Genomic DNA, 14,941 nt, shown 5'->3' on the forward strand with positions numbered 1-14,941 from the left:
GCTTAGGCGCTGAGCAGTGAGTTAAACGTCATGGAGAACCGGAAATGCCCAGCCCACTGCGCCCGGAACAACGCCGGTTCCCGCTGCACGTGCACATCAGCGTCATGTTCACGTTTCTCCTGCTGCTCACCGGCGTGGTACTGGGGTTGTTCAATTATCGCCAGACCACGCACATCATTCTGTCGAGCAGCGAGAAGCTGTTCAACCGGATCGAACAGGACGTGCGCCTGGACATATCCGCCACCTATCAGCCGATCCGGCACCTGCTGAGCCTGCTGGGGGACTACCCTGCCACTCAGGCGTTGAACCTTGAACAACGCTTGCCGCTGCTCAAGCCGTTCAGCCAGTCACTCACGGACAACCCGAGTCTGGCTTCGCTCTATCTGGGTTACGCCAATGGCGATTTTTTCATGGTCCGTCCGCTACGCACTGCGGCCCTGAAATCGCTGTTCAACGCCCCAGACGCCGCGGCGTACCAGGTGTGGAGTATTGAGCATGACTTGCAGGGCGCATCGCACTCGCAATCGCTGTTCTTTGATCAAACACTGACTCAGCTCAGCCGCAAGGACAATCCCGAAGACTCCTACGACCCGCGCAGCCGAGCGTGGTTCGCCAATGCCCGCCAGCAAACCGAACAGATCACCACCGAACCCTACGTATTTTTTTCCACCCGCAATGTCGGCACCACGCTGGCTCGACGCAGTGGTGAACACGCGGTAATCGGCGCCGACATGACGCTGGCCGCGCTGTCTGCCACCCTCAGCAAACATGTGGTGACGCCGTCCACCGAAATAGCCTTGTTCGATGCGCAAGGCAACGCCGTGGCCTACCCCGACAGCAGCCGTCTGATCGTCGATGACAGTACCGCGCACCTGGTAAAAGCCGCCGACCTGAGCCCGAGCCTGCACGCGCTGTTGTCCGATGCCCCCACCGCCAATCGCCTTGAAGCCGATGGCCGGCAATGGATTGTCGCCCGCAGCAGCATTCAGGAAGGTGGGCCGCAAGGTTTGCAACTGGCCCTGCTGGTGCCGGAAGACGAACTGCTGGTCGATGCCTATCGCATGCGCTGGCAAGGCGCGTTGATCACCCTGGCTACGCTGCTGATGTGCCTGCCACTGGGTTGGCTGGTCTCGAGGATTCTGGTCAAACCGCTGCATGCGCTGGTCAAGGAAGCCGATGCGATCCGCAGTTTTGATTTCAATTTCCCCCTGACCCGACGCTCACCGGTGCTGGAAGTCGACCAACTGAGCGTGTCGATGGCACGAATGAAAGACACCCTGGCGAGCTTCTTCCGCATCACCGATACCCTGGGCGCCGAAACGCGCTTTGCCCCGCTGCTGCAACGGGTGCTGTTTGAAACGGTACAAATCGCCCAGGCTCAGGCCGGGCTGATCTATTTGCGTGATAACGACAGCAGTCGCATGGAGCCATACGGATTGATCATCGATGGCGCACCGCAGTTGTTGGAGACGTTCGATATTCACGGCCACGACCTGCAAACAAGCAGCGGCCCGGCGTGGTTCCAACAATTGGTCAGCGCCAACAATGTGGTGAGCAATCTCGGTGTCGATCAGGCGGGTGACCTGCAGCGAATCCTGCTGGCAATGGCCTCACCCCGCGTTCATCTGATCGGCATCCGCCTGCACAACCGCCACAACGAAACCATTGGCTTGCTGATCCTGCTGGTCAACGACAGCGGCACGCCGGCCGACATGGAAAAACTGCGGCCCGACCGCATCGCCTTCTTGCAAGCGGTGTCCGGCGCCGCTGCAGTGAGTATCGAAAGTCAGCGCCTGCAAGACAGACAGAAGCAATTGCTTGATGCGTTCATTCAACTGCTCGCCGGCGCCATCGACGCCAAGAGTCCCTATACCGGTGGGCATTGTCAGCGGGTACCAGAGCTGACCCTGATGCTCGCCCAGGCCGCAGCGGCGAGTAAAGCCCCCGCCTTCAGTGCCTATCAGCCCACCGAGGATGAATGGGAAGCCCTGCACATTGCCGCGTGGTTGCACGATTGCGGCAAGGTCACGACGCCGGAGTACGTGGTCGACAAGGCCACCAAACTGGAAACCATCAATGACCGGATCCACGAGATTCGCACCCGCTTCGAAGTGCTCAAGCGTGATGCCTGGATCAGTTACTGGCAGGCGCTGGCCCTGGGTGGTGATGAACCCTCACTGGCTGATCTGCGCGATACGAACCTGCGGGCACTGGACGAAGACTTCGCCTTTATCGCTCGCTGCAATCTGGGCAGTGAGGCGATGGCAGAGGCCAATCTGCAACGCCTCGACAAGCTTTCCCGAATCACCTGGATGCGCACACTGGATGACCGTCTGGGCGTTTCATGGGAAGAGAACAAGCGTCAGGCACGCACGCCTGCGCCGACGTTACCGGTCAGCGAAAAACTGCTGGCGGACAAACCCGCGCATTTGCTTGAACGCAACGAAAACGAGCTGATTCCCGAAGACAATCCGTGGGGCTTCAAGCTGGACGTACCGCGCTACAAATTCAATCGTGGCGAGCTGTACAACCTGAGCATCACGCGTGGCACGCTGACCCGCGAAGAGCGCTACATCATCAACCACCACATGGTGCAGACGATCATGATGCTCAGCCACCTGCCCTTCCCCAGCCACCTGGACAGCATTGCCGAAATCGCCGGCGGTCATCACGAGAAAATGGACGGCAGCGGTTACCCGAAACGCCTGAGGCGCGAAGAAATGAGCCTGCCGGCGCGGATGATGGCAATTGCCGATATTTTCGAGGCGCTGACCGCAGCCGATCGCCCGTACAAGAAAGCCAAGTCGTTAAGCGAAGCCCTGGGAATCATGGCGACCATGAGCCGCGAGGCACACATCGATGCGCAGCTGTTTGGCTTGTTCATCAACGAAGGCGTCTACATGCAGTACGCCGTGCGTTTTCTCGACCCGCAGCAGATTGATGCCGTGGACCCGGCCAGCCTGTTGCGCAAGGCTGGCCTTGTCACGTGATCAGCAGTCGGTCAGGCGCAGGAAAATCGCCGCCAGTTGCTCGATGCCGGCCTGATCGTGCACACCAAAACGGGCGAGCTTTGGGCTGTCGAGATCGAGCACACCGATCAGGCGACCGTCCTTGACCAAAGGCACCACCAGTTCACTCTCCGACGCACTGTCGCAGGCGATATGACCGGGAAACGCATGAACGTCTTCAACGCGCTGCGTCTGCAGAGTGGCCGCAGCAGCGCCGCACACACCGCGACCAAACGGAATGCGCACGCAAGCGATCTGCCCCTGGAACGGCCCCAGCACCAGCTCTTCGTTGCGATTAAGGTAAAAGCCGGCCCAGTTCAAATCATCGAGCTGGTCGAACAGGAACGCCGAAAACTGCGCGGCGTTGGCGATAAAGTCGCGTTCGTCCGCCAGCAGTGATTCCAGTTGTGCGGCCAACATGCCATAGCCTTCGAGGCCCTGGCCGCTCTGTTGCAAATCAATCATGCCTTGTGCTCCAACAATTTCAGTCCCACCCAGTATCGGGCGAATTGGTACGCGCAACGTCCGTTGCGATTGCCGCGGCCGGTGGCCCAACGCACGGCGAGAATCTCCAGTTCCTCGTCGCGTTGCCAGTTCAGGCCCGCCTTGGCGGCCAACTGGCCGATCCAGTGCTCGACGACGTTCAGGAAGTGTTCTTGCGTAAACGGGTAAAACGACAGCCACAGACCAAACCGGTCCGACAGCGCGATCTTGTCCTCCACCGCTTCGCTGGGGTGCAGTTCGCCGTCGACGCGTTTCCAGTTTTCGTTGTCACTTTCCTTCTCCGGCACCAGGTGGCGACGGTTGGACGTGGCGTAAAGCAAGACGTTGTCCGGTGCCTGCTCCAACGAACCGTCGAGCACGCTTTTGAGGACGCGGTAATCGCCTTCGCCGGATTCGAACGAGAGGTCATCACAGAACAGCACAAAACGTTGTGGCAGTTTGCCGATCTGCTCGACCACCCGTGGCAAGTCGGCCAGATGGTCACGTTCGATCTCGATCAGGCGCAGGCCCGCCTCGGCGTGTTCCGCGAGCAATGCGCGCACCAGGGAGGATTTGCCGGTGCCACGCGACCCCCAGAGCAAGGCATGGTTGGCCGGCATGCCATCGAGAAACTGCCGGGTGTTGCGCCCCAGCTGTTCCAGTTGACGGTCGACGCCGATCAGATCGGACAGGCGCATGTCTAGGCTGACTTCCAGCGGCAGCAGGTACCCGCTGCGTCCGTCACGCTGCCAGCGCGCCGCCAGGCAAGTGCCCCAGTCAATTGTCGGGCGCGTTGCCGGCAACAAGGGTTCGATCCGCGCCAAAACCGACTCGGCGCGTTCAAGAAAAGCATTTAATCGGGAATCCACGTCTTTTCCTCGGGCACGTTCACAGTGATGATGGCGATCCAGCGACGACACGCAGATGAAATTCCCGCTCCGTGCCTTGTTACAAGGCGATTCGGGATCCTCGGTATCGATGCATGATCGACTATGCTTGAGCAGCGAAGGGAAACGAAAGTGGTTCAACACCCCATGGATATCAAATTCACCCACCGGCTGTCGTACAAGCAAGCCAGGCTTACCGTGCTGGTCGGGTTCATTCTGGGCACGCTGCTCAGCCTGCTGCAAATCGGTATCGATTATGCCAGCGAAGACGCCTCTATCAACCGTGAAATCCTGTCTTTGCTGGAAATCAGCCACAACCCGGCATCACGCATCGCCTACAACATCGATGCCGAACTGGCCCAGGAACTCACGTTGGGGCTTTTGCGCTCACCGGCAATCATTTCTGCGCAACTGACCGACAACAACAATACGGTGCTCGCCAGCGTCAAACGCCCGGAGCTGCAAAGCGGCTATCGGGTCATCAGTGACTATCTGTTCGGCGCCAAGCGCCGGTTCGAAGATCGCCTGTATCTGGATCATCTGCCCAACGAATCGCTGGGCACCCTGAAACTTGAGGTCGACACTTATGCATTCGGAAGCCGCTTTCTGCGCCGCGCCGAAGTCACTCTGCTCAACGGCTTCGCCCGCAGCCTGCTCCTGACCGGCATCCTCCTGGCGCTGTTCTACGTGATGCTGACCAAACCACTGGTGCGGGTGATCCGTGAGCTCAGCGGGCGTGATCCGCGCAGTGTCGAGCCCACTACACTGGAATGCCCGACCGGGCACGCCAACGATGAAATCGGCGTGCTGGTCAAAGTCGCCAATCAGCAATTCGAAAACATTGCCACCGAAATCCAGCAGCGACGCAATGCCGAAAACCGTCTGACCGATTATCTCGGCCAACTGGAAAACATAGTCTCGGCGCGCACCGTCGAGCTCAAGACGATCAACGCCCGGCTCAGTCAGTCCAACGAAGAACTCGAAGTCGCCCGCAGCACCGCACTGGAAATGGCCGAAGCCCGCTCCGCGTTCCTCGCCAACATGAGCCATGAGATCCGCACGCCGCTCAATGGCCTGCTGGGGATGATCGCCCTATCGCTCGACGGACCGCTGAATGCCGAACAGCAACAACAGCTGTCGATCGCCCACGACTCCGGCAAGGTGCTGGTGGAATTGCTCAACGATATTCTCGATTTGTCGAAGTTCGATGCCGGGCAACTCGAACTTGAACACATTCCGTTCGATCTCGGCTCACTGATCGAGGACACCGCCAACCTGCTGTCGCAAAACGCGGCGCCGAGCGTCGAGCTGACGTGCCTGATTGATCCGCATTTTCCGGCGCTGGTATTGGGCGATCCGACAAGGGTTCGGCAGATCGTCAGCAATCTGCTGTCCAACGCGCTGAAATTCACCCGCTTCGGTCGGGTGGATGTGCGTTTGTCGGCTTACAAGGAGGGTGTGCGAATAGAAGTTTGCGACACCGGCATCGGCATCGCGCAGGAAGCCCAGCTGCGAATCTTCCAGCCGTTCACCCAGGCAGGCGCCGGTATCACCCGCCAATACGGCGGCACCGGGCTGGGACTGGCGCTCACTCACAACCTCTGCGAAGCGATGCAGGGACGCTTGACCATCAGCTCAGAGATTGGCTTCGGCAGCCAGTTTTGCGCTGAGTTGCCTTTGCCCTGCCATACCCGAGCGCTGGCCCAGCCGCCCCTGCACGGCAAAATTCTCGCCATCACCGCTGCCAGCAGCGGTCTGGCGGAGTTGCTGAAAAGTCTGTTGCCGGTGTGGGGATTGGCCTACGAACAACGCACCATCGACGACTCGCTGCTGGGTGTTACGCCCGATGTGGTGATCACCGATTGCCCGGAGTGCCTGTTCGGGCTGCGGCCGACACTGGTCGCGCCAATCCTGCTGGTGACCGCCTACGGCAGTTTCCTGCCCAGTGAAGAGGCGGCGGCCCTCGCCCCGTTGCAACAACAAGCGCGGCCTCTGGCGCGAAATGCGCTCTACCAGAACCTGCGGCGCACCCTGCAACCTGAAGTCGCTACCCTCAACGCCGCGCAGCTCGAACCGTCGACACTGGTCAAACGCGCGAACGTGTTGCTTGTCGAGGACAACCCGGTCAATCAGCTGGTGGCCAAAGGCATGCTCGGCAAACTCGGCTGCGATGTGATCGTCGCCGCACATGGCGCCGAAGCACTGGATCAATTGGAGTACCACGAGTTCGACCTGGTGTTGATGGACTGCAACATGCCGGTGATGGACGGCTACGAAGCCAGCCGCCAGATTCGCCAGAGCGGACGCTGGCCAAACCTGCCGATCGTTGCGCTGACCGCCAACGCCATGTCCGAGGAACGCGAGCGCTGCCGGGCTGCCGGCATGAGCGACTATCTGGCCAAACCGTTTCGTCGTGAAGAATTGGCGGCGCTGCTGGATCAGTGGATCCCGACTAGGACAGCGCCTTGATCTGCACGAGCAGTTGATCAAGACCGTTACGCAGTTCGTTGAGCCGGTCCAGGTCCACCCCGCTGTCGCAGAGCAATCGGGCCTTGAGCGGCCCGACCTGATCACGCAGCGCTTGTCCTTGCGGCGTCAGGCTAAGATGCACTTCCCGCTCATCGCGTGCCGAGCGCTGGCGCTGCACGAGTTGTAACTGCTCCAGACGCTTGAGCAGAGGCGTCAGCGTGCCGGAATCCAGCGCCAGACGCTCACCCAAGGCCTTGACCGTCGGCTGCTCCGGCGCGGATTGCTGCCATTCCCACAACACCAGCATCGCCAGGTATTGCGGATACGTGAGGCCGAGCTGATCGAGCATCGGCTTGTAACCACGAATTACCGCCCGAGATGCGGCATACAACTTGAAGCACAACTGACTGTCGAGCTTCAGCGAATCAACGGACTGGCTGTTCATTTGAGCAAGGCTTCGATCTCGCGGCTCAGATCCTGCGGCTTGGTCGCCGGGGCGAAACGCTTGACCAACTGGCCATCCTTGCCGATCAGAAACTTGGTGAAGTTCCACTTGATGCCTTGGGACCCGAGTACGCCCGGGGCACGTTTCTTCAATTGCACAAACAGCGGGTGGGCGTCGGAGCCGTTGACATCGATCTTTTTGAACAGGGGGAAACTGACACCGAAATTCAGTTCGCAGAACTCGCTGATCGCGCCCTCATTGCCCGGCTCTTGCTTGCCGAACTGATTGCACGGAAAGCCCAACACCACCAGACCTTGATCCTTGTAGGTCTGCCACAGCTCCTCGAGGCCTTTGTATTGCGGAGTGAAACCGCACTTGCTGGCAGTGTTGACGACCAGCACGGCTTTGCCGGCGTAATCGGCCAGGGTTTTCTGCTCACCTTTGATGGTGGTGCACGGGATATTCAGCAGGTTGTCGCGCATGAAAAAGTCTCCGCAGATAGTCGAAGGGCAAACATAGCGAGCAATTAAATTGTGTGCAATTTAATTAATAGGATTACCCCCGTGTAGGAGCTGCCGAAGGCTCGGGCCGCGTTCGGACGATCTTTTGATTTTGTTTTTACAGACAAGATCAAAAGATCGCAGCCTTCGGCAGCTCCTACAGAAACGTCAATCAAACCGCTCGACTGTGCAACTTATTCGCGAGGCACCAGATCCAGGCACACCGAGTTGATGCAATAACGCAGACCGGTCGGTGGCGGGCCATCCGGGAAAACGTGTCCAAGGTGCGCATCACAGCGGGCGCATTTCACTTCGGTGCGAATCATGCCGTGGCTGATATCGCGAATCTCGGTCATGGCGCTTTCGCCGATCGGCGCATAGAAGCTCGGCCAGCCGCAGCCCGAATCGAATTTTGTCTGGGAATCGAACAGCGGCTCGTTGCAGCAGACACAGTGATAAACACCGTCGGTTTTGGTGGCGTTGTATTTGCCGGAGAACGGTCGCTCGGTCGCACTGAGGCGGCACACGTTGTATTGCTCGGGGTCGAGCATGGCTTGCCATTCTTCCAGGGTTTTTTCCAACTTTTCCATCATCACACCTCAGCGGCTGAAAAAGCCCGATCTGTACCTTTTCCACGGATCGGGCGGCACGTATGATTGCGCCTCGTTATGCGCCAGTCTGGCAGCCAGACCGGGCGCATTCAAACGGATTCTTGGAGCCACGCGCTCAAGACGTCCGTCTGTGTGTAAACGCAGGAATCCCAGTACGGTTGTCCATCCGCCGCCTGGATCGTTCATTTTCGGGATCACATCGCCATGCAGTTCAGCAAATCGAACAAGCTCGCCAACGTCTGCTACGACATTCGCGGCCCGGTGCTCAAGCACGCCAAACGTCTGGAAGAGGAAGGCCAGCGCATCCTCAAGCTGAACATCGGCAACCCGGCGCCATTTGGTTTCGAAGCGCCGGACGAAATCCTTCAGGATGTGATCCGCAACCTGCCGACCGCGCAAGGCTACAGTGACTCCAAAGGCCTGTTCAGCGCGCGCAAGGCCGTGATGCAGTACTACCAGCAGAAGCAGGTCGAAGGTGTCGGTATCGAAGACATCTACCTGGGCAACGGCGTCTCCGAGCTGATCGTGATGTCGCTGCAGGCGCTGCTCAACAACGGTGACGAAGTGCTGGTACCGGCGCCGGATTACCCGCTGTGGACCGCCGCCGTCAGCCTGGCCGGCGGTAACGCCGTGCATTACCTGTGCGACGAAGGTGCCGACTGGTTCCCTGACCTGGCCGACATCAAGGCCAAGATCACGCCGAACACCAAGGCGATGGTGATCATCAACCCGAACAACCCGACCGGCGCGGTGTATTCGAAAGAAGTGTTGCTGGGCATGCTGGAGCTGGCTCGCCAGCACAATCTGGTGGTGTTCTCCGACGAGATCTACGACAAGATCCTGTACGACGACGCCGTGCACATCTGCACCGCATCGCTGGCCCCGGACCTGCTGTGCCTGACCTTCAACGGTCTGTCGAAATCCTACCGCGTGGCCGGTTTCCGTTCTGGCTGGATCGCTATTTCCGGGCCGAAACACAATGCCCAGAGCTACATCGAAGGCATCGACATGCTGGCCAACATGCGTCTGTGTGCCAACGTGCCGAGCCAGCATGCGATCCAGACGGCGTTGGGTGGCTATCAGAGCATCAACGATCTGGTGCTGCCGCAGGGTCGTCTGCTGGAACAGCGCAACCGCACCTGGGAGTTGCTCAACGACATTCCGGGCGTGAGCTGCGTCAAGCCGATGGGCGCGCTGTACGCGTTCCCGCGGATCGACCCGAAAGTCTGCCCGATCCACAATGACGAAAAATTCGTCCTCGACCTGCTGCTTTCCGAGAAGCTGCTGGTGGTGCAAGGCACGGCGTTCAACTGGCCATGGCCGGATCACTTCCGCGTCGTCACCCTGCCCCGGGTCGATGAACTGGAAATGGCCATCGGCCGCATCGGCAACTTCCTCAAGTCTTACCGCCAGTAACTGGCCAGCAGTGCGCAACGACCGAACGTTGCGCACTGTCTGATTCAGCAACACTTCTGCAATCCCTGCTTCCGCTCGCCTTCTACACTTGCGATTCATGCCGATCACGTGCGTCTGACGCAATGGCGACGGGTCGCGAGTGTTCGTCATCCGTGTCGGTGTCTGCTGTGGGAAATGGGGTTATGTGACGAAGAATCAGCTGTAGGACACAGTTTGAAATAGTCACCCAGTTGAATAGCCCGGTGCAGCACCTTATATACCCCGCAGTACGCTACATCTTTAGCTTGAGGAGATTTCTACAACCATGATGCGCATCCTGCTGTTTTTGGCCACTAACCTGGCGGTCGTGCTGATAGCCAGCATCACCCTGAGCCTTTTCGGCTTCAACGGGTTCATGGCGGCCAACGGGGTTGATCTCGACCTCAGTCAGCTGCTGGTTTTCTGTGCGGTCTTTGGTTTCGCCGGCTCACTGTTCTCGCTGTTCATCTCCAAGTGGATGGCGAAAATGAGCACCGGCACCCAGATCATCAGCCAGCCACGTACCCGGCATGAGCAATGGCTGCTGCAAACGGTCGAGCAACTGTCCCGCGAAGCCGGGATCAAGATGCCCGAAGTCGGTATTTTTCCGGCCTACGAAGCGAACGCGTTCGCCACTGGCTGGAACAAGAACGACGCACTGGTCGCGGTCAGCCAGGGCCTGCTCGAGCGGTTCTCGCCCGATGAAGTGAAAGCCGTGCTGGCCCACGAAATCGGCCACGTCGCCAACGGTGACATGGTTACGCTCGCATTGATCCAGGGCGTTGTGAACACCTTCGTGATGTTCTTCGCGCGAATCATCGGCAACTTCGTCGACAAGGTGATCTTCAAGAACGAAGAAGGTCAGGGTATTGCTTACTACGTGGCGACCATCTTCGCCGAACTGGTCCTGGGCATTCTCGCCAGCTCGATCGTCATGTGGTTCTCGCGCAAACGCGAATTCCGTGCCGACGAAGCCGGTGCACGACTGGCCGGCACCAGCGCAATGATCGGCGCGCTGCAACGTCTGCGCGCCGAACAGGGCCTGCCGGTGCACATGCCCGACACCCTGAATGCCTTTGGCATCAACGGTGGCATCAAACAAGGGTTCGCCCGCATGTTCATGAGCCACCCGCCATTGGAAGATCGTATCGACGCCCTGCGTCGTCTCGGTTGATTCAACCAGGGTAAAAACAAAAAGGCCCGCAGAGATGCGGGCCTTTTTTGTGGGGGCCATGTACTTGGCTGTTCATGCAGGCCTCATCGCTGGCAAGCCAGCCCCCACAGGGTTCCGTGGTGTTCCCAATCTTCGATACACCGCAATTCACTGTGGGGCTGGCTTGCCAGCGATGAGGCCGGAACAGCCAACACAAACTAACGAGGCGAAACCCGATAAACCCGCTCCTCCAGCGCCGTCACCCCCGCCTGCAAGAACTTCCCGCTTTCCTGCAATACATCCTGCACTTGCAGCGCCTGTACCTGCCAGCCAGTACCCAGTAACCGCTGCACCTCATCATCCCCCACCGCAAACGGTGGTCCGGGAATCTGCGCCTGATCGTAATCGAGGGTGATCAGCAGCCCTTTCAAGCCTTGCGGCAGAATCTGCTGGAGCTGCGCCGCATAGCGCTCGCGCATCGGCGGTGGCAAGGCAATCAAGGCTGCACGGTCGTACAGCGCCGTGCAATCCGCCACATCGTCTGCCGTCAGGGCAAAGAAATCGCCGCACCACAGCTCGATGCCGTCAGCGCGATAGACCTTGAACGCACCGTTCTCGCTAATCTGTGGCTGTAGTTGATGCTCAGTGAAAAAGTCTTCAACAGCCGTCGAAGACAGCTCAACCCCGAGCACCTGATGACCACGCCCGGCCAGCCACCGCAAATCCAGACTTTTCCCGCACAGCGGAACCAGCACCCGCGCCGATGCGGGAATGTTCAGATCCGGCCAGTGTCGTTGTAAATGCGGGTTCACCTGCGGCAGATGAAAGCCGATCTGGTTCGACGCCCACTTCTTGTGCCAGAACTCATGCTGCATATATCCCCCCAAAAATTCGATCAAAAAGCGTTAAAACTTATATTAGATTTAGATTAATGATCTGACTGAAGATGGGCCATCTTAACGCTCAGGAACCCATCATGTTTCCCAGCCTGTTTATTTCCCATGGTTCTCCCATGCTTGCCCTGGAGCCCGGCGCCAGCGGCCCGGCGCTGACACGATTGGCCGCCGAACTGCCCAGGCCAAAAGCCATCGTGATTGTCTCCGCACACTGGGAGAGCCACGAGCTACTGGTCAGCAGCCATCCAACGCCGGAAACCTGGCACGACTTCGGCGGCTTCCCCCGCGCGCTGTTTGAAGTGCAGTACCCGGCGCCGGGCGATCCGCAACTGGCCGCTGAAGTCGCCGATCGGCTGACCGCCAGCGACCTGCCGACGCGCCTCGATCCGCAACGACCGTTCGACCACGGTGTGTGGGTGCCGCTGTCGCTGATGTACCCGCAGGCGGATATTCCAGTGGTGCAGGTGTCGCTACCGAGCCGCGACGGTCCGGCGCTGCAAACCCGCGTCGGCCGAGCATTGGCGGGTTTGCGCGAGCAAGGGATTCTGCTGATCGGCTCAGGCAGCATCACCCACAACCTGCGCGAACTGGACTGGCATGCCGGCCCGGAAAGCGTTGAGCCGTGGGCCCAGGACTTCCGTGACTGGGTGATCGACAAACTGGCGGCCGGTGATGAGGCAGCGCTGCATGACTACCGCCAGCAGGCTCCGAACGCGCTGCGCAGCCATCCGAGTGATGAGCACTTATTGCCGCTGTATTTTGCGCGGGGTGCCGGGGGAGCGTTCAGCGTGGCGCACAAGGGATTCACCATGGGCGCATTGGGCATGGATATTTATCGTTTCGGTTAAACAGCCAGATCAAAAGATCGCACTACCCCACTGCAGGAGCTGCCGAAGCCTGCGATCTATTGATCTTTGATCTTTGCCCTTGAAAAGCAGACAAAAAAAATCCCCGAACCAGTCGGGGATTTTTTACGTTCGATCAATCAGCCCAGGGGCGGATCAATCTTCGCGATAGCGACGCAGTTTCAGCTGCTTACCGGCAACGCGAGTGTCCTTCAGCTTGGTCAGGAGTTTGTCCAGACCATCTTCCGGCAGCTCAACGAGGCTGAAGCTGTCACGCACCTGGATGCGACCGATCGCTTCACGGGCCAGACCACCTTCGTTGAGGATGGCGCCCAGCAGGTTTTTAGCGGCGATACCGTCACGCGCACCCAGCGCGGTACGGCAACGAGCACGGCCTTCGCCCAAAGGAATTGGCGCGCGACGCTCGCGATCACCACGGTCCGGACGGTCACCGGTACGCTCAGGACGGTCGCCACGCGGTGCGTTGTTAGGCACCAGTGGACGTTCCTTCTCGATCGCAGCCAGCGTCAGCGCCTGACCATTGGTGGCCTTGCGCAGCAGAGCAGCAGCCAGAGCACGCGGCGTGCAACCGATGTCTGCAGTCAGACGATCCAGCAGCTCACCGTGAGTCGATTCAGCATCGGCAACCAGCGGCGCCAGGCTGTTGGTCAGTTTCTTGATGCGCGCATCGAGAACTGCCTGAGCGTCCGGCAGGCGAACCTCGGCAACTTTCTGACCGGTTACACGCTCGATCACTTGCAGCATGCGGCGCTCACGTGGAGTCACCAGCAGCAGTGCACGACCTTCGCGACCGGCACGGCCAGTACGGCCGATACGGTGCACGTAGGACTCTGGGTCGTACGGCATGTCAACGTTGAACACGTGAGTGATACGTGGAACGTCGAGACCACGAGCAGCAACGTCGGTCGCTACAACGATGTCCAGACGGCCATCCTTGAGCGAATCAATTACGCGCTCACGCTGGTTCTGGGCGATGTCACCGTTCAGCGCAGCGGCTTTGTAGCCTTTTGCGTCGAGGGCGCTGGCCAGATCAAGGGTCGCTTGCTTGGTGCGTACGAACATGATCAGAGCGTCGAAATCTTCCACTTCCAGCAAGCTGAGAACGGCCGAAGTCTTCTGGTCAGCGTGAACCAACAGGTGAGCCTGTTCGATCGCGGTAACAGTCTGGGTCTTGGTCTGGATCTTCACGTGTTGCGGATCGCGCAGATGGCGTTCGGCAATGGCGCGGATCGACTGCGGCAGGGTCGCCGAGAACAAAACGGTCTGACGGGTAGCTGGCAGAGCCTTGAAGATGACTTCGAGGTCGTCCATGAAACCCAGTTTGAGCATTTCGTCTGCTTCGTCGAGAACCAGGTGGTTCACGGTGGACAGCACTTTTTCGTCACGACGCAGGTGGTCGCACAGACGGCCCGGAGTGGCGACAACGATCTGTGCGCCATTACGGATTGCTTTCAGTTGTGGGCCCATAGGCGCGCCGCCGTAAACGGCCACAACGGTAACGCCCGGCATTTGCTTGGCGTAGGTTTCGAAAGCGGTTGCAACTTGCAGCGCCAACTCACGGGTTGGCGCCAGGATCAGGGCTTGCGGTTCGCGCTTGGCAGGATCGATGCAATGAAGAATTGGCAGAGCGAACGCGGCGGTTTTACCCGTACCGGTTTGCGCCTGACCGATCATGTCCTGGCCGGCCATGATGATCGGGATCGATTGCTGCTGAATAGCCGAAGGCTCTTCGTAGCCAGTCGCGATGACGGCTGCAAGAATGTTCGGATTAAGATTAAAAGCGGCGAATCCGCCGGTTTCCTGGGTCATGGGTCTGCCTCTAAGTGCATCCGCAAAGACCCATGCTCCAAAGCTGCGCATGCCGTGTAAGACTCAAGAGTCGCCCTGGCAGCTTTGTCGGCGGGGATTTGCGAAAACGAATGAAAGAAAAAAAGAAACGTCCAGGAAGAGCCCGCAGTGCGGACATGCAGCCGAAGCTGACTTCGGGGAATTGCGCTACCTTGACGCGGCCTGGCTAAAGGCCGGCGCGCACTATACCGGAAATTACCGAAAAAGGGAGCTTTTTTTATCGCCTGAATCCGTCCGTCACCGTTGTGTAACGGGGTTTTGCGGATAATCGTGCGAAGGTCTATTTTCCAAGGGCCCGGCCCTGCTGAAGATACTGCTTAAACGCTTCACCGATGTGCGGC

At 59.2% G+C, this 14,941-nt stretch carries 12 protein-coding genes; 5 read left to right on the forward strand and 7 right to left on the reverse strand.

Annotated elements, in window-relative coordinates:
- Positions 1–44: 44 nt before the first annotated feature.
- Entirely contained in the window at positions 45–2,990 is a 2,946-nt protein-coding gene (locus tag JJD74_RS20965) for an HD domain-containing phosphohydrolase (RefSeq protein WP_200616717.1), read from the forward strand.
- Here the strand turns inward: JJD74_RS20965 and JJD74_RS20970 are convergent, their stop codons facing one another.
- Positions 2,991–3,473: a GAF domain-containing protein gene (locus JJD74_RS20970; RefSeq protein WP_200616718.1), complete on the reverse strand. Its 483-nt coding sequence runs from the start codon at positions 3,471–3,473 to the stop codon at positions 2,991–2,993.
- Positions 3,470–4,360 carry an ATP-binding protein gene (locus JJD74_RS20975; protein WP_047302346.1) on the reverse strand — a complete coding sequence of 297 codons (891 nt, stop codon included), beginning with the start codon at positions 4,358–4,360 and terminating at the stop codon, positions 3,470–3,472. The genes JJD74_RS20970 and JJD74_RS20975 overlap by 4 nt, the downstream gene beginning before the upstream one ends.
- 165 nt (positions 4,361–4,525) lie before the next feature.
- Here JJD74_RS20975 and JJD74_RS20980 point away from each other — a divergent pair, with 165 nt between their 5' ends.
- Positions 4,526–6,847, forward strand: a complete 2,322-nt coding sequence (locus JJD74_RS20980) for a hybrid sensor histidine kinase/response regulator (RefSeq protein ID WP_047302348.1) — start codon at positions 4,526–4,528, stop codon at positions 6,845–6,847.
- Here the strand turns inward: JJD74_RS20980 and JJD74_RS20985 are convergent.
- The 3 genes from JJD74_RS20985 to msrB all read right to left on the reverse strand — a co-directional run bounded on the left by JJD74_RS20985 (position 6,831) and on the right by msrB (position 8,382).
- Entirely contained in the window at positions 6,831–7,292 is a 462-nt protein-coding gene (locus JJD74_RS20985; protein ID WP_200616719.1) for a MarR family winged helix-turn-helix transcriptional regulator, read from the reverse strand. The two genes, JJD74_RS20980 and JJD74_RS20985, sit on opposite strands and share 17 nt — an antisense overlap.
- Positions 7,289–7,774, reverse strand: coding sequence for a glutathione peroxidase (locus JJD74_RS20990; RefSeq protein WP_200616720.1), 486 nt, complete (start codon positions 7,772–7,774; stop codon positions 7,289–7,291). Before JJD74_RS20990 ends, JJD74_RS20985 begins: the two co-directional genes overlap by 4 nt.
- 212 nt (positions 7,775–7,986) lie before the next feature.
- Positions 7,987–8,382 carry a peptide-methionine (R)-S-oxide reductase MsrB gene (gene msrB, locus JJD74_RS20995; protein ID WP_042560256.1) on the reverse strand — a complete coding sequence of 132 codons (396 nt, stop codon included), beginning with the start codon at positions 8,380–8,382 and terminating at the stop codon, positions 7,987–7,989.
- 225 nt (positions 8,383–8,607) lie between these two features.
- Between msrB and JJD74_RS21000 the strand changes: the two genes are divergently transcribed.
- Both JJD74_RS21000 and htpX read left to right on the forward strand, forming a co-directional pair.
- The gene (locus tag JJD74_RS21000) at positions 8,608–9,819 is read left to right on the forward strand and encodes a pyridoxal phosphate-dependent aminotransferase (RefSeq protein WP_042560257.1); all 1,212 of its coding nucleotides are present in this window, start codon (positions 8,608–8,610) and stop codon (positions 9,817–9,819) included.
- Positions 9,820–10,123: 304 nt separating this feature from the next.
- Complete coding sequence (gene htpX / locus JJD74_RS21005; protein ID WP_042560258.1) at positions 10,124–11,011, forward strand: protease HtpX; 888 nt, start codon at positions 10,124–10,126, stop codon at positions 11,009–11,011.
- 197 nt (positions 11,012–11,208) lie between these two features.
- Here htpX and JJD74_RS21010 read toward each other — a convergent pair whose 3' ends face one another.
- Positions 11,209–11,865, reverse strand: a complete 657-nt coding sequence (locus JJD74_RS21010; RefSeq protein WP_200616721.1) for a thiopurine S-methyltransferase — start codon at positions 11,863–11,865, stop codon at positions 11,209–11,211.
- Between the two features lie 101 nt (positions 11,866–11,966).
- On the opposite strand from JJD74_RS21010, the gene JJD74_RS21015 reads away from it, so the two are divergent.
- Positions 11,967–12,734 (forward strand): DODA-type extradiol aromatic ring-opening family dioxygenase, encoded by a 768-nt coding sequence (locus JJD74_RS21015; RefSeq protein WP_200616722.1) that lies wholly within the window; start codon positions 11,967–11,969, stop codon positions 12,732–12,734.
- 153 nt (positions 12,735–12,887) lie between these two features.
- Here the strand turns inward: JJD74_RS21015 and JJD74_RS21020 are convergent, their stop codons facing one another.
- A complete protein-coding gene (locus JJD74_RS21020; RefSeq protein ID WP_042560261.1) occupies positions 12,888–14,561 on the reverse strand; it encodes a DEAD/DEAH box helicase in 1,674 nt (557 codons plus the stop codon).
- Between the last annotated feature and the right edge of the window lie 380 nt (positions 14,562–14,941).

Source organism: Pseudomonas sp. MF6776, from assembly GCF_016613125.1.
Taxonomy (GTDB): Bacteria; Pseudomonadota; Gammaproteobacteria; order Pseudomonadales; family Pseudomonadaceae; genus Aquipseudomonas; species Aquipseudomonas iridis.